This window comes from Achromobacter sp. (assembly GCF_036567245.1).
Classification (GTDB): domain Bacteria; phylum Pseudomonadota; class Gammaproteobacteria; order Burkholderiales; family Burkholderiaceae_B; genus Achromobacter.
Genome location: NZ_DATCUY010000560.1, coordinates 1 through 18,816 on the forward strand (window position 1 = coordinate 1; position 18,816 = coordinate 18,816).

19 protein-coding genes are annotated in these 18,816 nt (G+C 68.0%); 11 read left to right on the plus strand and 8 right to left on the minus strand.

Translation table 11 applies throughout. The features are described from left to right. On the plus strand, positions 1–600 hold a 600-nt coding region (locus VIR09_RS23475), incomplete at its 5' end, for a GlxA family transcriptional regulator (protein ID WP_332015028.1). Here VIR09_RS23475 and VIR09_RS23480 read toward each other — a convergent pair. Next, positions 597–1,319 (minus strand): SDR family oxidoreductase, encoded by a 723-nt coding sequence (locus tag VIR09_RS23480; protein WP_332015029.1) that lies wholly within the window; start codon positions 1,317–1,319, stop codon positions 597–599. The genes VIR09_RS23475 and VIR09_RS23480 overlap by 4 nt on opposite strands. After that, positions 1,316–2,311, minus strand: a complete 996-nt coding sequence (locus VIR09_RS23485; RefSeq protein WP_332015030.1) for a tripartite tricarboxylate transporter substrate binding protein — start codon at positions 2,309–2,311, stop codon at positions 1,316–1,318. The genes VIR09_RS23480 and VIR09_RS23485 overlap by 4 nt, the downstream gene beginning before the upstream one ends. A 103-nt stretch (positions 2,312–2,414) precedes the next feature. On the opposite strand from VIR09_RS23485, the gene VIR09_RS23490 reads away from it, so the two are divergent. From VIR09_RS23490 to VIR09_RS23505, 4 genes are all read left to right on the plus strand, one after another. Then, positions 2,415–3,455: a cyclase family protein gene (locus VIR09_RS23490; RefSeq protein WP_332015031.1), complete on the plus strand. Its 1,041-nt coding sequence runs from the start codon at positions 2,415–2,417 to the stop codon at positions 3,453–3,455. A 3-nt stretch (positions 3,456–3,458) separates the two neighbouring features. Beyond that, complete coding sequence (locus tag VIR09_RS23495) at positions 3,459–5,075, plus strand: AMP-binding protein (protein ID WP_332015032.1); 1,617 nt, start codon at positions 3,459–3,461, stop codon at positions 5,073–5,075. 2 nt (positions 5,076–5,077) lie between these two features. After that, positions 5,078–5,821, plus strand: a complete 744-nt coding sequence (locus VIR09_RS23500) for a GntR family transcriptional regulator (RefSeq protein WP_332015033.1) — start codon at positions 5,078–5,080, stop codon at positions 5,819–5,821. 124 nt (positions 5,822–5,945) lie between these two features. Then, positions 5,946–7,184, plus strand: a complete 1,239-nt coding sequence (locus VIR09_RS23505; protein WP_332015034.1) for an ABC transporter substrate-binding protein — start codon at positions 5,946–5,948, stop codon at positions 7,182–7,184. Between the two features lie 40 nt (positions 7,185–7,224). Here VIR09_RS23505 and VIR09_RS23510 read toward each other — a convergent pair whose 3' ends face one another. From VIR09_RS23510 to VIR09_RS23525, 4 genes are all read right to left on the minus strand, one after another. Next, positions 7,225–7,818 carry a 2-hydroxychromene-2-carboxylate isomerase gene (locus tag VIR09_RS23510; RefSeq protein WP_332015035.1) on the minus strand — a complete coding sequence of 198 codons (594 nt, stop codon included), beginning with the start codon at positions 7,816–7,818 and terminating at the stop codon, positions 7,225–7,227. Then, entirely contained in the window at positions 7,815–9,149 is a 1,335-nt protein-coding gene (locus VIR09_RS23515; RefSeq protein ID WP_332015044.1) for an MFS transporter, read from the minus strand. Before VIR09_RS23515 ends, VIR09_RS23510 begins: the two co-directional genes overlap by 4 nt. Before the next feature lie 45 nt (positions 9,150–9,194). Then, complete coding sequence (locus tag VIR09_RS23520; protein ID WP_088139915.1) at positions 9,195–9,980, minus strand: aldolase; 786 nt, start codon at positions 9,978–9,980, stop codon at positions 9,195–9,197. 131 nt (positions 9,981–10,111) lie between these two features. After that, entirely contained in the window at positions 10,112–10,987 is an 876-nt protein-coding gene (locus tag VIR09_RS23525) for a LysR family transcriptional regulator (protein WP_332015036.1), read from the minus strand. 149 nt (positions 10,988–11,136) lie between these two features. Here VIR09_RS23525 and VIR09_RS23530 point away from each other — a divergent pair, with 149 nt between their 5' ends. Further along, complete coding sequence (locus tag VIR09_RS23530) at positions 11,137–11,577, plus strand: NUDIX hydrolase (RefSeq protein WP_332015037.1); 441 nt, start codon at positions 11,137–11,139, stop codon at positions 11,575–11,577. 34 nt (positions 11,578–11,611) lie between these two features. Here VIR09_RS23530 and gcvA read toward each other — a convergent pair whose 3' ends face one another. Beyond that, a complete protein-coding gene (gene gcvA / locus VIR09_RS23535; protein ID WP_332015038.1) occupies positions 11,612–12,499 on the minus strand; it encodes a transcriptional regulator GcvA in 888 nt (295 codons plus the stop codon). 123 nt (positions 12,500–12,622) lie between these two features. Here gcvA and VIR09_RS23540 point away from each other — a divergent pair, with 123 nt between their 5' ends. From VIR09_RS23540 to VIR09_RS23555, 4 genes are all read left to right on the plus strand, one after another. Continuing rightward, positions 12,623–14,050 carry an amidase gene (locus VIR09_RS23540; RefSeq protein ID WP_332015039.1) on the plus strand — a complete coding sequence of 476 codons (1,428 nt, stop codon included), beginning with the start codon at positions 12,623–12,625 and terminating at the stop codon, positions 14,048–14,050. 8 nt (positions 14,051–14,058) lie between these two features. After that, on the plus strand, positions 14,059–15,345 hold the full coding sequence (locus VIR09_RS23545; protein WP_332015040.1) for an MFS transporter: 1,287 nt from the start codon (positions 14,059–14,061) through the stop codon (positions 15,343–15,345). A 26-nt stretch (positions 15,346–15,371) separates the two neighbouring features. Next, a complete protein-coding gene (locus VIR09_RS23550) occupies positions 15,372–16,181 on the plus strand; it encodes an aminoglycoside phosphotransferase family protein (protein WP_332015041.1) in 810 nt (269 codons plus the stop codon). A 91-nt stretch (positions 16,182–16,272) separates the two neighbouring features. Beyond that, a complete protein-coding gene (locus VIR09_RS23555) occupies positions 16,273–17,667 on the plus strand; it encodes a GntP family permease (protein WP_332015042.1) in 1,395 nt (464 codons plus the stop codon). Here the strand turns inward: VIR09_RS23555 and VIR09_RS23560 are convergent. Continuing rightward, entirely contained in the window at positions 17,646–18,557 is a 912-nt protein-coding gene (locus VIR09_RS23560) for a LysR family transcriptional regulator (protein WP_332015043.1), read from the minus strand. The two genes, VIR09_RS23555 and VIR09_RS23560, sit on opposite strands and share 22 nt — an antisense overlap. A 115-nt stretch (positions 18,558–18,672) precedes the next feature. On the opposite strand from VIR09_RS23560, the gene VIR09_RS23565 reads away from it, so the two are divergent. Further along, positions 18,673–18,816: SDR family NAD(P)-dependent oxidoreductase (locus VIR09_RS23565; protein WP_332015045.1), on the plus strand; the 144-nt coding region annotated here is incomplete at its 3' end.

Consider the following 18,816-nt stretch of genomic DNA (forward strand, 5'->3'; position numbering starts at 1 on the left):
CGCCGCGACGCGCATGCCAAGCGCACTTGCAGCGTCTGCACCGGCGCCTTCGTGCTGGCCGCGGCCTGCCTGCTGGATGGCCGCGCCGTCACCACCCACTGGCGCTCGGCCGACCGGCTGCGCCAGCTCCACCCCGCCCTGCGCGTCGAGGACGACCGCATCTACATCGAAAGCGGCAAGTACTGGACCTCGGCCGGCGTCACCGCCGGCATCGATCTGGCGCTGGCGCTGATCGAGCGCGACTTCGGCGCGGACCTGTCGCAGCGCATCGCGCGCCGGCTGGTCGTGTTCATGCGCCGCAACGGCGACCAGCGCCAGTACAGTCAGGCGCTGCGCTTGCAGGACCGCCTGGCCGCGCCGTTCCGGGACCTGGTGGAAAAAATCGAGGCGCAGCTATCGGCGCGCTGGTCGGTCGACGACATGGCCGACGCCTGCCAGATGTCGCGGCGCACCTTCCAGCGCAAGTTCGCCGCGCATTTCGGCGTGGCGCCCACGGAAGTGCTCAAGCGCCTGCGCCTGGAACGGGCGCAAGCGCTGGCGGCCTCCGGCAAGGTGTCCCGAAAGGAAATGGCGCAACTGGCTCAAACGCTGAACGGCTAGCCTGCCAGCCCCACCGACACGCCGCCGCACACGTACAGCATCTGCCCCGTCATGAAGCCCGCGCGCGGATCCATGAACATGGACACCGCATGCGCGACCTCTTCGGGCCGGCCCACGCGTCCCACCGGAATCGAAGCCTCCAGCGCCAGCGTCCGCGGCGCGCCCGGCGGGTTGGACTGATTGAACAGTTCGGTTGCGATGGGCCCGGGCGCCACCGTGTTCACCGTGATGCCGCTGCCCGCCAGCTCCAGCGCCCAGGTGCGCGTCATTCCGGCCAGCGCCGCCTTGGAAGCGCCGTAGACGGTGCGCCCGTCCTTGCCCAGGGCGGCGCGGCTGCCGATGTTCACCACCCTGCCGTAACCCGCCGCCCGCATGCCGGGCAGCAGGGCCTGCATCAGCAGGACCGGCGCCGTGACGTTCAGCGCCATGATCCGCGCCATCTGCTCCTGGGTCACGTCGCCGATGCGCGCGACCTGAATCATGCCGGCGTTGTTGACCAGATGCAGGACCTGGCGCTGAGCCGCCAGGTCCTGCACGGCTGCGATGGTGGCCGACGCGTCGCCCAGATCGACCGACAGGAACGTCTCGCCAGGCAGCAGCGTCTCGGGTGCGCCGCGGCTGAAGTTGACGACTTCAAAACCATCCTCGATCAGGCGCGCGATGATGGCGCGGCCTATGCCCCGGCTGCCGCCGGTGACCAGTGCGGTGGGCTTGTTCATTGCGCGGTGATTCCCTGGTCCTTGATGAGCCCGCCCCATTTCTTGCGCTCGGCGCTCTCGAAAGCTCCCAGGTCCGCGCCGAAGAGCGCCCCGGGCTTGGCGCCCATGCCGGCGAAGTTGCTGGCGATGGCCGGGTTTTGCAGGCCGCTGCGCGCGGCCTCGATCAACTGCTTGACCACCGGCTCAGGCGTGTTGCGCGGGGCGTACAGCGCAAACCAGGCGGTGACGTCAAAGCCCGGCAGGCCGGATTCCGCGACGGTGGGCAGGTTGGGCACCGAGGCATCACGCGTGGCAGACGTGACGGCCACGCCTCGTATCAGATTGCCGTCCTTGATCTGCGCCAGCGCGCCGGGCAGGTTGTCGAACAGGAGGTCGACCTGTCCGCCCGCCACGGCTGGCAACGATGCCGACGTGCCCTTGAACGGCACGTGCAGCATGGTCACGCCGGCCATGGCCTCGAAGTAGGCGCCGGTCAGGTGCACCGAGGAACCGATGCCGGGCGACGCATAGGTCAGCTTCTTGTCCTTGGACTGCTTGGCCGCCTTGATCACGTCGGCCACCGTCTTGTAGGGCGACTTGGCGCTGACGGCAATGACGTTGGGCGTGGTCGACACCAGCGCGATGGGCACCAGGTCGCGCTCTGGGTCGAACGCCATGTTGCTGTAGAGGAACTGGTTGATGGTCTGGGTGCCGATGGTGCCCAGGCCCAGCGTGTAGCCGTCGGGCTTGGCGCGCGCCACGTAGGCCATGCCGATATTGCCGCCGGCGCCGGGCTTGTTCTCGACCAGCACGGTCTGCTTCAGGCCCGGCTCCAGCGCGTGGGCGATGGCGCGGCCGAAGATGTCCGCGCCGCCGCCCGGCGGATAAGGCACGACGACTGTAACGGGATGGTCGGGGTAGCCGGCGGCGTGCGCCGCAGGAAGCGTCAGGAAGGCCAGCGCGGCCAGGGCCGGCGCAGTGAGCGCCAACCTGCGATGCAGGAATTGCGTCATGGGCTTGTCTCCTCTCGAACCCGCTGATTGCGGATTTCTTTTTAAAGTACGTAAATACGTACTATATTCATAAGAACATAGAAAACCTCCAGGAGACAAGCAGATGAAACGCTGGACCCAACGCCCCGAGGGCTCTACCTGGGGCGACTTCGGCCCGGATGACGAGATCGGCCGCCTGAACCTGCTGACCGAGGAAAAAGTGTTGCAGGCGGTGCGGGAGGTGCGCGCGGGCAAGGTGTTCTGCCTGTCCCTGCCGCTGGACCTGCCGGGAGGCAATGTGCTGAACCCGCGCCGCCACGCGCCGGTGCTCAAGCCCACCTTCCGCGAAGGCACCCCCTACCTGAACTTCCAGATGTCCCAGGTGCAGCCCGAGGCCGTGGACGTGCTGTCCGACGACCAGGTCACGCTGTCCATGCAGTACTCCACCCAATGGGACGGCCTCTGCCATGTAGGCGCAATGTTCGACATCCAGGGCGACGGCGAGGCGCGCCGCGTCTACTACAACGGCTACGCGGCCGGCGTGGACGTATTCGGCGGCGCGGATCCCGACAATTCGGACTACGCCTGCTGCCCGCCCGGCGGCTCCTACGCGCGCAAGCTCGGCATCAGCCGCTACGCCGAAAAAGGCATGCAGGGCCGCGGGGTGCTGGTGGACCTGGCCCGCGCCTTCGGCCCGGGCCGTACCCTCGTGGACCACGCCCGCTTGCAGGAAGCCATGCACGCTCAGAAGGTCTCTGTCGAAAGCGGCGACATGCTGGTGCTGCGCACCGGCTTCGCCGAAGAGATCGTGGCGATGAACGGCCAGCCCGACCCGCACAAGCTGGAGCAGACCGGCGCCGTGCTGGACGGCTCCGACCCGGCACTGCTGGACTGGATCACGCAATCCAGCATCGCCGCGATCTGCGCCGACAACTACGCGGTCGAAGCCTACCCGGCGCGCACCGCAGGCCCCGGCCACTCCATCCTGCCGCTGCACCACCACTGCCTGTTCAAGCTGGGCGTGCCGCTGGCCGAGCTCTGGTACCTGAAAGACCTGGCCGACTGGCTGCACGCGCAGGGCCGCAACCGCTTCCTGCTGACCGCCCCGCCCTTGCGCATGCCCGGCGCGGTCGGCTCTCCCGTGACGCCCATCGCCACGGTGTAAGCCATGAACCTGCCGTACTCGACTTTCTCCGAACACCTGGATGCGCTGGCTGCGCGCCAGCCAGGCGCGCCCCTGCTGATCGACCAGGACCAGCCTGTCAGCGCCGAGCAGCTGCGGGCGCAGAGCCGCGCCTTGGCCGCCGGCCTTGCGCGCATCGGCGTGCAGCCCGGGCAGCGCGTGGCGGTCTGGCTGCCCAATTGCGCCGCCTGGGTGCAGTCGTTCCTGGCCTGCGCGCATCTGGGCGCGCTGGTGCTGGCCGTCAACACGCGCTTCCGGGCGCTGGAGCTGGCCGACATCCTCGGCCGCGGCAAGGCGGATTGGCTGGTGTTCTGGCCGGGATTCAAGGGCATAGACTTCCAGGGCATTCTGGGCGAGGTCGCGCCGCAGCATCTGTCGCGCCTGCAAGGCGTGGTTGCGCTGGCCGGCGCCGATGAAGCGCTACCCGCCTCCCTGCATGGCAAACCGGCGCACCGTTACCAGGATCTGCTGGCCTGCGCCGAGCCCGCGCCTGCGGCCCAGCCCAACGCGGGCGTGCTGTGCTTCACCACGTCCGGCACCACCTCCAAGCCCAAGTTCGTGCTGCATGACCAGCGCACCTTGCTGCACCACGGCGCGGCCGTGGCACGGGCCTATGGCTATGACGACCAGAGCTGCGTGCTGGCCAGCGCGCCGTTCTGCGGCGCCTTCGGTTTCGCGACCTTGGTCGGCGCCCTGGCGCAAGGCGCGCCCGTGGTCTGCGCACCCGTGTTCGACGCGGCGCAATCCGCCGCCGCGGTGCGCCGCCACGCGGTGACGCACACCTACGCCAACAACGAGGCCCTGGTCGGCATGATGCGCGCCGCGGCCCCGGGTGACTTCGCCTCGGCCCGGCTGTTCGGCTTCGCCAACTTCACGCCGGCGCTGGACAATATGCTGGACCTGGCCCGCGAAGCCGGCGTGCCGCTTACCGGCCTGTATGGCTCCAGCGAACTGGTGGCCCTGGTCGCCGGACAACCGCGCGATCCGGCCGAGGGCGACGTGTCCGTGCGCCATCAGCCGGGCGGCACACTGATCTACCCCGAAGCGCGCGTGCGCGCCCGCGATCCCGCCACGGGTGAAATCCTGCCGCAAGGCCAGTCCGGCGAACTCGAAATCCTCTCGCCCAGCCTGATGCAGGGCTATCTGGACAACCCGGAGGCCACCCGCGGCGCCTTCACGGATGACGGCTATTTCAAGACCGGCGATCTCGGCTACGCGCTGAATCCGCGCCAGTTCGTCTTCCAGACCCGCATGGGCGACTCGCTGCGCCTGTCGGGATTCCTGGTCAATCCGGTGGAAATCGAACAGGTGGTCGAGACCCTGCCTGGCGTGCGCGCCTGCCAGGTAGTGGGCGCCACGCATCAAGGCAAGACCGTGCCCTACGCCTTCGTGCTCCTGCACGCGGGCGCGGCGGCCGACCCCGCAGGCTGGACCGCCGCGTGCAAAGCCGCGATGGCGGGTTTCAAGACGCCGGCGGGCTTCACCGTGCTGGACGAATTCCCCTCGGTGGAAAGCGCCAATTCGGTAAAGATCCAGAAGCACCGGCTGCGCGAGATGGCCGATGCCATACTCGCGGCTCCGCCCATGACGCCCCCTGCCTGAACATGCCCGACCCCAAGCTCTTCTCGCGCAGCCCCCAGCCGCTGTATCTGCAGGCGGCGGCGCTGTTTCGCAGCAATATCCAGAACCGCACCTGGCGGCCCGGCCAGCAGATCCCGCCGCTGGAGTCGCTGATGGAGACCTATGGCATCTCGCGGGCGACCATCCGGCAGGCGTTCGGCCTGCTGGAAGACGATGGCCTGATCCGCCGCTCGCGCGGGTCGGGCACCTTCGTCAACGCCGAACTGCCTGAGACGCCTACCCTGCTGATCCCCAAGACCTGGGCCGAAACCGTGGAGCTGAGCAACCAGCTGGGCACGGTATCGCTGGTGGAATCCAGCGCCGATTCGCCCCTGCCCGACACGCTGGGCATGCCTTGCAGCGCGGACCGCGGCGGCAGCTTCCAATACCTGCGGCGGATACACACCACGGATGGCGACCCCTTCTGCTATAGCGAGGTGTTCCTGGACAGCGTGCTGTTCCGCAAGCACCGCGCCCGCATCCGCAAGAGCACCGTGGCGCCCGTGCTGGACCAGTTCTACGGTGCGCGCATCAGCGAAGCGCGCCAGGTGCTGAACGTGATCGAGGCTGGCCAGGAATCCGCCGAGTCCTTGCAAATCCCTGTGTCGTCGCCAGTCGCGGAGTTGCGCCGCTATGCCTGCATCGACGGCCGCGTGGTGTATTTCGCGCGGCTGGAATTCCCATTCAGCAAGGTGCGGATGGAATTCGACCTGCTGTCCCACCGCTAGACCGCTTTCACCACAAGGAGCCTCCCCACCGCGACCCGTCAGCGTAAGGCCAGAACAGAGCGCCGCAGCAGATCCTCCAAGCGCCAGCAGTATCCGAACAAGATCCGGCAAAAGGAGACCAACCATGAAATGCCGTAGAACCCCCCGGATTTCCCTGAAGTTGCGCAGCACGCTAGCCCTGTTTACCGCCTTCGCCGCCGCGCCCTGCGCCATGGCGCAGGCGATCTCCGACGACGTGGTCCGCCTGGGCCTGATCCTGGACATGAGCGGCGTCTACGCCGACGTCACGGGCAAAGGCAGCGCGACCGCCGCCGAAATGGCCATCGCCGACTTCGGCGGCACGGTGCTGGGCAAGAAGGTCGATCTGATGGTGGTGGACCACCAGAACAAGGCCGACATCGCCGCCGCCAAGGCCCGCGAGTGGTACGACACCCAGAAGGTCGACGCCATCATGGACGTGGCGGGCTCGGCCCCCGCGCTGGCCGTGCTGGAAGTGGCCCGCGAGAAAAAGAAGATCGTGGTGTTCAGCGGGCCCGGCACCGAACGCATCACCAACGACCTGTGCTCGCCGTATTCCGTGCACTACACCTACGACACCTGGTCGCTGGCCAATACCACGGCGCGCGCCACCGTCGAGCAAGGCGGCAAGAGCTGGTACTTCCTGACCGCCGACTACGCTTTCGGCCATACCTTGCAGGCCTCCGCCACCGAGGTCGTGAAGGCCAACGGCGGCACCGTGCTGGGGGCATCGCGCCACCCGCTGGGCTCCAGCGATTTCGCCTCCTATCTGCTGCAGGCCCAGGCCAGCCGGGCGCAGATCGTGGGCCTGGCCAACGCCGGCGGCGACACGGTCAACGCCATCAAGGCGGCCAGCGAATTCGGGCTGACCAAGGGCGGCCAGAAGATGGCCGGACTGCTGCTGTACATCAACGACATCCACGCCATCGGCCTGGAAGCCGCCGCCGGCCTGACGCTGACGGAAGCCTTCTACTGGGACATGAACGACCAGACCCGGGCATGGTCCCAGCGCTACTACGACAAGCTCAAGAAGATGCCCAACATGAGCCAGGCCGGCACGTACTCGTCCGTCATGCACTACCTCAAGGCAGTGCAGGCCGCGGGCACCGACGAACCCGCCGCAGTCATGAAGCAGATGAAGTCCATGCCCATCAACGACTTCTTCGCCACCAACGGCCGCATCCGCGAGGACGGGCGCATGGTGCACGACATGTACCTGTTCGAGGTGAAGAAGCCATCCGAGTCCAAGCGGCCATGGGACTACTACAAGCTGGTGGCCACCCTGCCCGGCGACCAGGCCTTCATGCCGCTGTCGCGCTCGTCCTGCCCGCTGGTGAAGAAATAGCGGGGAACACGCGGGCAGGCGACGCCTGCCCGCGCCCCGCCTACGCGGCCACGGCCTCTTCCAACATCTCCAGCCTGTCCTGCCCCCAGAACACCTCGCCCCGGTACACATAGGCGGGCGAACCGAACACCCCGGCCATGACCGCGTCGTCGGTGTTGCGGCGGTAGGCGGCCTCGATGCCGGGCTCGGCCGCAGCGGCCAGCAGCGCCGGCGCATCCAGGCCCTGGCGCAGCAGGATGGCGCGCAAGGTGGCTTCGTCAGAGATATCCTGCTCGTCGCACCACTCGGCCTTGAGGATAGCCTTGTACAGCGCCGCCACCGGCAGGCCGGCGCGGTCCGCGGCGATGACGATGCGCGAGGCCAGGCCAGCATCCGGGCACATATATGCCGGCTGCGCGTTGACGTGGATATCCAGCTTGCGGCACCAGCGCGCCAACTCCGCCACCCGGTAGGCCTGGCGCTCGGGCGAACGCAGGCCCAGCAGGATGCCGCCGGTGCGGCCATAGACCTCGGGCAGGTCCACCGGCAGATAACGGATCCGGGCCTGCTGACGCGCGGCCAGCGCCTCCAGTCTGTCGGCGCCCAGGTAGGCCCAGTCGGAGTTCATCCAGAAGTAATAGTCGATGGTCTTCACGGCGTCCTCAGGTTTGCGCGGGCGGGCACCCGCAAGGCAGGGGCCGCGGCCTCGCTGCGCATCAGCCAGGCGCTGAACAAGGCGATCACCCCCAGGATGCTCAGGTACCACACCACGTACCTGGGATCGCCCCCGCCCTTGGCCAGCAGCCAGGTCGCCACGATGGGCGCCAGCCCGCCGCCGATGGCGCCGGATACCTGCACCGCCAGCGAAATGCCCGTGTAGCGCACTTCAGCCGGGAACTGGCTGGAGAACAAGGTGCCTTCCGGCCCGTAGAGGCAAGCGTAGACCAGGCCGACCGCCAGGCATACCGCCAGGATGATCCAGGAGGTATCGCGGGTACCCAGCAAATGGAAGAAGACCGGCGCGCAGGCCAGGATGCCCAGGGTGCCGACCATGAAGACCCACTTGTGGCCGATCTTGTCGCCCAGCATGCCGAACAGCGGCATGGTGAACAGCGCGACGGCCGCGCCCCAGATCGTGGCGTCCAGCATGACCGAACGCGCAATGCCCAGGGTGCCCGTGGCGTAGGCCAGCGAAAAGGTCACCACGGTGTAGAACCAGGTCACTTCCGCCAGCCTGGCGCCCACCACCACCAGCAGCGCGCGGCGATGGTGCTTGAGCACCTCGGCCACCGGCACCTCGACCTTGGCGCCCTTCTCTTTCATCTGCTCGAAGTCGGGCGACTCGGCCACCTTGACCCGGATGAACCAGCCCACCAGCAGCAATATCACGCTGGCCAGGAACGGCAGGCGCCAACCCCAGGCCAGCATGTCGGCTTCGGGCAAGCTGGCGACCGCGCCCATCGCCAGCGACGACAGGATGAGGCCCGGCGCCACCCCGGCTTGCGGCAGGCTGCCGAAGAAACCCTTCTTGCCGTCCGGCGCATGTTCCACCGCCATCAACACCGCTCCGCCCCATTCGCCGCCCACCGCAATGCCTTGCAGGAAGCGCATCAGCACCAGCAGCACCGCGGCCCAGTAGCCGATCTGTTCATACGACGGAATCAGCCCGATCAGGATGGTGGGCACGCCCATCAGCAGCAAGGTGATCAGCAGCATGGATTTGCGGCCGATCTTGTCGCCGTAGTGGCCGAAGATCACGCCGCCCAGGGGCCGTGCGAAAAAGCCCACGGAATAGGTGGCGAACGCGGCGAGGGTGCCCGTCAGCGGGTCGAAGGACGGAAAGAAGATCTTGTTGAAGATCAGCGCGGCAGCAGTGCCGTAAAGAAAAAAGTCGTACCACTCGATGGTGGTGCCCATCATGCTGGCCAGTCCGGCCGTCACGTAATCGCGGCGCGAGCGCGCAGCCGCAGGCTTGGTCGTCATCATCATGACTCCCCAAAAAAAGTTCTGGAAGAATGAAGCTGCGCGGTATCAGGCGGCGGGCAGCGGCAAGGGCGGGATGCCGTGCGTCTGCCGGGCCCAGTAGTTGAACGTCGCATTGACGATCGAGGGCTTGAGCAGATAGTCGTGCGCTTCGCGCGCCAGCGCGTCGTCCACCGGCGTCAGCGGACCGAACGCCTGTGCGCGGATCTGCATGCGCGCCGCGCGTTCCAGGTACACCGACAGGTAGGTCGCCTCTTCGCAGGTCACGCCGGCCGTCAGATAGCCGTGATGCGCCAGAATGATGGCGCGTTTTTTGCCCAGCGCGCCGGAAATGATCACGCCCTCCTGGTCCGCGATCGGCACGCCCGGCCATTCGCCCAGGAACGCGCAGTCGTCGTGCAGCGGCGTCATGTCCATCTGCGAGATCACCAGCGGCTGGCGCGCCGCGGCCAGCGCCGAGGCCCAGGGCGAATGCGTGTGGATGATGGATTGCACGTCGGGCCGCGCCTCGTAGACCCACAGGTGAAAGCGCGTGGCCGGGTTGGCCATGCCCTCGCCCGTCAGCGTATGCAGGTCGCGGTCCACCTCGATGAAGTCGGCCGGCGTGGCTTCGTCGAAGCCCAGCCCGAAGCGCAGGGTCCAATAGGCCCCCGGGCGCTGCGAGCGTACGCTGATCTGCCCCGCCAGCCCGGCTTCCTGCTCGGTCATGGCCAGGATGCGACAGGCGTAAGCCATGGTTTCCTGGATGCTGCGCGGCACGGCGTGCAGATGGCGCGCCATTTCCTGCGTGGCGCGGGTGTCGAAATACGATTTCTCTCGTAATGCGGTGCTCATGTCTTCCCCTGTGTATTGCCCGCGTCATCGGCGCCAGCGGACGCCGCGCGAGGTATGCACAGTATGGAAAGCAAGCGGCGATACAGCCATGCAGCCAGGGTCATAGCTGCTATTCGAACCCGCCGGGACGGTTACCGTGCCGCAATGCGGTGCGCGACGGCCAGCAGATCGCTCACCAGCGGCAGGGGCTGGCGGTTGGCCAGGGTGATCGCGACCACGCGGCGCCGCAAAATGGGGCTATGAACCCGGACCTTGCGCAGCCCGTATTCGGTCAGCAGCTTGTCGGGAATGCGGGACGGAAGAATACAGGCACCCACGCCCGAGGACACCAGCTTGAGCATGGCGTCTATGGTTTCGGCCTCGGCCACGAACTCGGGCTCCAGTCCCGCGCTGTGGATCATCTTGCGCAGCGCGTAATGCGGCGGGAAGCCCACCAGCCGCAGATCCATGCCGGCCAGGTCGACGTCGTCCGGCAGTGGCACGTCGCCGCGCACGATCAGGCACATGTCGTCATCGAACAGCGTGGCCGACGCCAGGTTGTCCGACGCCACCGCTGCGTCATAGACGAAGCCCACGTCGGCCTTGCCGCTTTCCACCAGCGCCACCACCTCGGGGGAACTGCGGCCCATCACGGACAGGTTGACGTGTTCATGACTGCTGACGAAACTGGCCACCACCTCGGCCATGAAGTAGTAGCTGAGGGTGTGCACGGTGGCGAGCCGGACCGTCCCCTGCGTCACGCCCTCGCGCTGGCGCACGGCCTCCAGCACCCGGTCTATGTTGCGGTACGCAGGCTGGATGCCGTCCAACAGGCGCGCGCCCGCCTCGGTCAGCTCCACGCCGCGCCCGGTGCGGGTGAAGAGCGGCTTGCCCACGTGGGCCTCCAGCGCCGCCAGTTGCCGGCTCAGTCCGGACTGGGTCTGGTCCAGGTCCTCGGCCGCGCGCGATAGCGATTTGAGTTCCGCAATGCGCAAGAAATAGCGCAACTGCCGGTCCGGTGTATCCATGCTGCCCTCCCGCCCCCTGTACGATGCGCTCATGCCGGCGCGGCTGACAGTGTGCACCAGGGACCGGTCCGGCACTACGGGGATTTGCGCTAAGGCCGGCTTGGCGTACCCTGGCATACCCAGGCCGTCGCCACAGAAAGGAAGCACGCATGACCGCGCCCTCCCCCCAGCGCCCCATCGCCGCCACCATCGCCGCAGTCGTCCGCGACGGCCGCGTGCTGCTGGTGCGCCGCGCCAACCCGCCAGACCAGGGCCGCTGGGCCTTCCCCGGCGGCAAGATCGATGCGGGTGAAAGCCTTCATGCCGCCGCGGCGCGCGAACTGCTGGAAGAAACCGGCGTGCGCGCCGAACCTCTGCATGTGTTCGACGCCGTGGACGTCTACGACCGCGACGACGCGGGCGCGCTGCGCCGCCACTTCATCCTGATCGCGGTACTGTGCCGCTGGCAATCGGGTGAACCGGTAGCGGGCGACGACGCCGCCGACGCCCGCTGGGTATCGCTGGAAGAACTGGACGAGCACTCGCTCGCGACCAGCTTTGGCGTGGCGGAACTGGCACGCAAGGCGGCGGCGCTGTCGGCCGCGCTGTAAAGCCGCTTTGTGCCGGTGGCGGCTCCGGCTTCCCTCAAACCGCCACGCTTTCCAGCAGCCAGTCCCGGAACACCCGCGCCTTGTCCGGCATGGCGCCCCTGCCCGGCCACACCAGGTAGTAGCCGAACTCCTCCAGCCAGGCGTCGCCGGCCAGCCGGACCAGGCGTCCCGCCGCCAGGTCGTCCCGCACCATCGCCAGCGGCAGCAGGCCCGCGCCCTGGCCCGCGGCCACGGCCTGCAGCAGCAGGCTGCCATCATCGAAGGCAGGCCCCCTCGGCATGCCCGCCTCCTCCACGCCCTGCGCCGTGAACCACAGTTGCCAGCCGTTGCGCGCCTCGTCATGCACCCGCGGCCAGCGCAGCAAATCCTGCGCGCCTGCCGGCATGCCCAGCTTCGCCGCCAGGGCGGCCGACGCCACCGGCACGACCTCGACGGTCAACAAATGTTCGCTTTGCAGTCCCGCGTAGCGGCCCAGTCCGTGGCGGATGGCAAGGTCCGCGCCGTCCCGGCCGAATGCGGCCAGCGCGTTGCTGGTGACGATCTGCAGATCGATCTCCGGATGGCGGGCGTGGAACTCGTGGAGCCGGGGAACCAGCCAGGCCGACGCGAAGAATGCAGTGGTGCTGACCGTGAGCACGCGGCTCTCTGACGGCAAGGCAATACGGGCGGACGCGGCCAGGATCTGGCGGAAGGCGTTGCGCACCGGCGGCAGAAAGCCGTGGCCAGCATCCGTCAGCTGAATGCCGCGGTTCACGCGCAGGAACAGGGCCACGCCCAGATGCTGCTCCAGCGACTTGATCATCTGGCTGACCGCGCCGGGCGTCACGCACAGTTCCCGTGCAGCATCCTTCACGGAAAGATGGCGGGCCGCAGCCTCGAAGGCGCGCAGCGCGTTAAGCGGGGGAAGTCGCGGAGCGGTCATGGCGCTGGCAATGAATTATTTAGTTTTTCTAATCTATTCAGGATAGAAATCGTGGTTTGTCTTGCAGACTTATAGGAATTAACTTGAACACTTCCTATTGAATCCAAGCCCTATAAAGAATAGATGAACTATACGGAAAGTATCAAGGCAACAGCCGGCCTGCACCACCTGGACCTGCTCGCGCTTGCCGCCCTGATCCGGTCCGGCGAAGTCTCACCGGTAGAGATCACACGCGCCCAGCTGCAGCGCATCGAGGCCCTGGACGCCGACCTGCGCAGCTATGCCTGCGTGACGGCGGCATCCGCGCTGCAAGAGGCGCAGGCCGCGGAAACCGAGATACGCCAGGGACGCTACCGCGGCCCCCTGCATGGCGTGCCTATCGGGCTGAAAGACCTGTTCCGCCGCGCAGGCGTGCCGACCGCCGCCGGCAGCGCAATCCACCGAGGCACGCCCGCGGATCTCGACGCCACGGTGGTCCGCCGCCTGCGCGACGCGGGCGCGGTGCTGCTGGGGCAGTTGCAGATGACCGAAGGCGCGTACTCCGACCACCACCCGAGCGTCGCGCCACCGCGCAACCCATGGAACGCGGATTACTGGACCGGTATCTCATCCAGCGGATCGGCGGTGGCGACGGCTGCTGGCCTATGCTTTGGTGCGACCGCCTCGGACACCGGCGGCTCCATACGCTGGCCCTGCGCCGCCACCGGGCTGACCGGCATCAAGCCCACCTGGGGCCGCGTCAGCCGCCACGGCGTATTCGAACTTGCGGCGTCCCTGGATCATGCCGGCGTCATCGCGCGCAGCGCGCAGGACGCCGCGGTACTGCTGGAGGCAATCGCCGGCCCCGATCCGGCGGATCCGACCGCACTGCAGGCGCCCGTCCCGCACTACACGCAGGCAGCCGAAGCCCCGGTCGGCGGCTTGCGGATAGGCGTGGATCCGGACTGGAACGCCTGGGAGGTCGATCCGCAGACTCAGCGCATGATGGCGGCGGCAATGCGGGTCTTCGAGCAGTTGGGCGCGACCCTGGTGCCGCTGCGCTTCCCCTCGGATGACGCAGCGCAGGCCGTGCGCGATTGGGCGCCGCTCTGCGCGGTGGAAGCGGCCATTGCGCACGCCCCCACTTATCCCTCGCGCAAGGCGGAGTACGGACCGGTGCTGGGCAGTGTGATCGAGGCAGGCCATGCGCTCTCTGGCCTGGCCTACCAGCGCATCCTGTTGCGCCGCATGGCCATGCGCGGCCAGGTCGACGCCTTGTTCGCCAAAGTCGACGCGCTGCTGACGCCAGTGCAGCCCATGCCGCCCCTCACCCTGGATACCGTCAGCGTGCTGGGCCGGCAGCCCGGACTGGTCGAGGCGCTGCAACGCTATACCTGCGTGTTCGACATGACGGGCCATCCCTGCCTGACGCTGCCCGCCGGCCAATGCCAGGCCGGCATGCCTATGGGGCTGCAACTGGTGGCCGCGCATCTGGGCGAGCCTGTGCTGTTCCGGCTGGGCGCCGCATTCCAGGCGGCCACGGGCTGGCACCTGCGCCGGCCGGCGATGTGAGGCCGACGATGAACATGCATGGACAAGACAGCTCCGCCACATCCACCGTCGGCCGGATCTTCCACGGATGGCGGGTGGTGGCCGCAGCCTTTGTCATTACCCTGCTGGGCTTCGGCAGCGCCTATTCCTTCAGCGCCTTCGTCGAAGCCTTGCAGCGCGACTTCGCCGCCACGCGCGGCGCGGTGTCGCTGGTGTTCTCGCTGGCGGGCTTCCTATACTTCGGCTTTGGCGTGGTCAGCGGCCCCCTGGCGGACCGCTACGGCTCGCGCCGCATGGCATGGATAGGCATGCTGCTGGTGGCGCTGGGGCTGGCGCTCGCCAGCGCCGCTCAGGACATGATGCAGATCTACCTGGCTTATGGCCTGGGCGTCGGACTGGGCGTGGGCTGCGCCTACGTGCCGGTGGTGGGCGCGGTGCAGCGCTGGTTCCTGCGCCGGCGCGGCCTGGCGTCGGGGCTGGCAGTCAGCGGCATAGGCGTGGGCACGCTGCTGGTGCCGCCGCTGGCTTCCGCGCTGATAGCGCTGTGGGGCTGGCGCGCCGCCTATCTGGCGCTGGCCGCAGTGGTGGCGGTCCTGGGCTGCGCGGCGGCGTTCTGGGTCGAGAACTCACCGCAGGATCGCGGCCTGCAGCCCGACGGCGACGCTGCGCCCGCCGTCACAACGACAGCGTCCGCACCGGCCGGCATGCCGGTGCGCGCCGCCATCCGCAGCAAAGCCTTCGTGCTGTTGTACCTGGCAAGCATGGCCGGCGCCTTCGGCGTCTTCGTGCCTTTCGTGCATCTCATCCCGTACGCGCTGGATCACGGCATCGCGCCCGCACTGGCGGTGCTGCTGCTGGGCATGGTGGGCGTGGGCAGCACGGCCGGCCGATTCCTGCTGGGTACGCTGGCCGACCGTCTGGGCCGGCGCGCCTCGCTCGCCACGATGTACGCCGGCATGGCCGCAACGCTGGCGCTGTGGGGCGTTTGCGGCCAGTTCTGGACGCTGGCGCTGTTCGCATTGGTTTTCGGCGCGTTCTATGGCGGCTGGGTCGCATTGATGCCGGCGGTGGTCATGGACTATTTCGGCGGCCGCCATGTCAGCGGCATCATCGGCGCGCTCTACACCAGCGTGGCGTTCGGCACCCTGATCGGGCCGGTGGCGGCTGGCTATGCCTATGACCTCAGCGGTTCCTACCTGCTGCCCATCATCGCCAGCGCGGCGGGCAATGCGGTGGCGGCGGCGGTCACCGGCCTGTTGCCGCGCCAAGCCGCTACGCGGGCCAGGCCGGCGGACGCGCGCCGGGCACTACTATAGAAGCCCCCGAAGCGCTTCCCGCCCCCATGTTCGAGACCTACCTCTCCCGCTGGCAACTGCTGCCCGACGGCGCCCCCATCGTCACCCGCGCGGCCCAGCTGCTGCCGGTGCGGCATCGCGGCCAGCCCGCCATGCTCAAGGTCTCGCACGAAGAAGACGAGAAACAAGGCGGCGTGCTGATGCGCTGGTGGGACGGCCAGGGCGCCGCGCGCGTGCTGGCCCATGACGGCGAGGCCATCCTGCTGGAGCGGGCCACGGGTACGCGCTCGCTGGCCGAATACGCCCGCAGCGGGCGCGACGACGAGGCCACCCGCATCATCTGCGGCGTGCTGAAGGACCTGCATGCGCCGCGCGCCCGGCCCCTGCCCGCGCTGCGCCCGCTGGAGGCATGGTTCGAGGAGCTATGGCCGATGGCGCAGGCGCAAGGCGGCATCCTGGCGCACAGCGCCCGCCACGCCCGCGCCCTGCTCGACAGCCCGCGCGACCTGACGGTGCTGCACGGCGACGTGCACCACGACAACATCCTGGACTTCGGCGAGCGCGGCTGGCTGGTCATCGACCCCAAGCGCCTGCATGGCGAACGCGCCTTCGACTACGCCAACATCTTCTGCAATCCGGATCTGGCCGATCCCGTGCCGCCGGTGGCCATCGTGCCCGGACGCTTCGAGCGGCGGCTGGAACTCGTCGCCGCGCATTCCGGCCTGGAGCGCCGCCGGCTGCTGCAATGGATCCTGGCCTGGTGCGGACTGTCCGCCGCCTGGTTCATGGGCGGCGGCGAGGATGCCGCGATCGACCTGGACATTGCCCGCCAGGCGCAGGCGCTGCTGGAACGCTGAATCCCGCTCCCTGCAAGAAAGACATCCGGTTCGATGCGGTAAGGTGTAGGCCCTGTTCCCACCCCTTATCTCTTCATTCCTGGAGTATCGAATGACCGGATTGTTCATCGTGGTGGCGGCGCTGGCATTTCTGATGCTGGCGGCGTATCGCGGCTACAGCGTGATCCTGTGCGCGCCCATCGCGGCCATGGGCGCGGTGCTGCTGACCGACCCGTCGGCGCTGGCGCCCGTGTTCTCGGGCATCTTCATGGAACGCATGGCGGGCTTCGCCAAGCTCTACTTCCCCGTGTTCCTGCTGGGCGCCGTGTTTGGCAAACTGATCGAGCTGTCGGGCTTTTCACGCGCCATCGTGCAGGCGGTGCTGCGGCTGATCGGCGCCGAACGCGCCATCATGGCCATCGTGCTGGTCTGCGCGGTGCTGACCTACGGCGGCGTGTCGCTGTTCGTGGTGGTGTTCGCGGTGTACCCGTTCGCGGCCGAGATGTTCCGCCAGGGCGGCATCCCGAAGCGGCTGATGCCGGGCGCGATCGCGCTGGGCGCGTTCACCTTCACCATGACGGCGCTGCCCGGCACGCCGCAGATCCAAAACATCATCCCCACCACCTTCTTCGAAACGACCACCTGGGCCGCGCCCTGGCTGGGCCTGATCGGCGCCTGCTTCACGCTCACCGCCGGCATCGCCTATCTGGAGTGGCGGCGCAAGCGCGCGGCCGCCGCCGGCGAGACCTACGGCACCGAGCTGCGCAACGAACCGGTCACGCCGCCCAGTGAACGCGAACACCATCCGCTGATCGCGCTGCTGCCGCTGGTGGTGGTGGGCGTCGCCAACTACCTGCTCACGCGCTGGATACCGGGCTGGTATCCGGCCGGCTCCGAAGTCGCGCTGCCGGGCCTGCCCAAGCCCATGCCCGTCAACGCCGAAGACCAGGTCGCGCTGTGGGCGGTGATGGGCGCGCTGATCGCGGGCATCGTCACCATCCTGCTGTTCTCGTTCCGCGGCATCAAGGCGCACTTCGCCGAAGGCAGCAAGAACGCGGTGTCGGGCGCCTTGCTGGCCTCGATGAACACCGCGGCCGAATACGGCTTCGGCGGCGTCATTGCCGCCCTGCCCGGTTTCCTGCTGGTCGCCGACGCGCTCAAGGCCATCCCCGATCCGCTGGTGGGCGAAGCGGTGGCCGTGACCTCGCTGGCCGGCATCACCGGCTCGGCCTCGGGCGGCATGAGCATTGCGCTGGCGGCCATGGCGCAGACCTTCATCGACAATGCCCACGCGGCGGGCATCCCAATGGAAGTGCTGCACCGCATTGCCGCCATGGCCAGCGGCGGCATGGACACGCTGCCGCACAACGGCGCGGTCATCACCCTGCTGGCGGTCACGGGCCTGACGCACCGCCAATCCTATGGCGATATCTTCGCCATCACGCTGATATCGACCGCCTCGGTCTTCCTGGCGATCGCGGTGTACTACCTGACCGGCATCGTCTGAGCCAGGCCGGCGGCGATGATCTCCGCCAGCCATTGCGTAAAGACGCGCACCCGCGCCGACACCTGCCGGTTCTGCGGATACAGGACCGACACGGGCATGGGCGCGGGCGGGGCCGCGGGCAGCACGATCTTCAGTTCGCCCGCCGCAAGCTCCCGCTCGACGCGGTAGCGCGGCACCTGCACCAGGCCCAGGCCAGCCAGCGCCGCGCTGGTGTATAGCTCCGCGCCCGTGACGCTGACCACGGCCCTGGGGCGCATCTGCACATTCTTGCCCTCGACCATGAAGTCCAGCGGCATGCCCCGCCCCGTGGCGCTGGACAGATAGTCGACCGCACAATGGCCTTCCAGGTCCTCCAGCCGCATGGGTACGCCGAAGCGCTCCAGATAGGCCGGGCTGGCCACCGTCACCTGCGGCATCAGCGCGATCTGGCGCCCGACCAGCGACGAATCCTGCAGCGTGCCGGTGCGCAGCACGCAGTCCACCCCTTCGCGCACCAGGTCGACCAGCCGGTCGTCCTCGCCCAGCTGCAGCACGATGTCGGGGTAGCGTTCCAGGAACGCGGGCAGGCCCGGCATGACGAAGAACCTCGCCAGCGTGCCCTGCGCATTGACCCGCAACAAGCCTTTGGGCGAGGTATCCAGGAAGGCGCCGTCGGCCTCTTCCAGATCCGCCAGCAGCCGCACGCAGCGCTGATAGTGGGCCTCGCCGTCATGCGTGAGCCGCACCTGGCGCGTGGTGCGCTCCAGCAGCCGGGCGCCCAGGCGCGCTTCCATCCGCTTGACCAGATTGGTGACCGTGGGACGGGGGATCTGCAGGTCCTCGGCCGCCTTGGAAAAGCTGCGCCTTTCGGCGATCCGCACGAACACCTGCATTTCCTGGAACCGGTCCATCGCTATACGCCCATTATTAATGCAAATGAAATTATGTTAGCGAATATAGAGTAATTATCTTACTTCTGGAATAGTTCATGATACGTCTCACCCCTTGCACAACCGGAGATACGACATGAATACCCAGGCCACGCAACGCATCGCGCTCGTCACCGGCGGGTCGCGCGGCATAGGCGCCGCCATCGTCCGCCGCCTGGCGCGCGACGGCCACGCCGTCGCCATCAACTACGCCTCCAGCGCCGCCGAAGCCGAGGCCCTG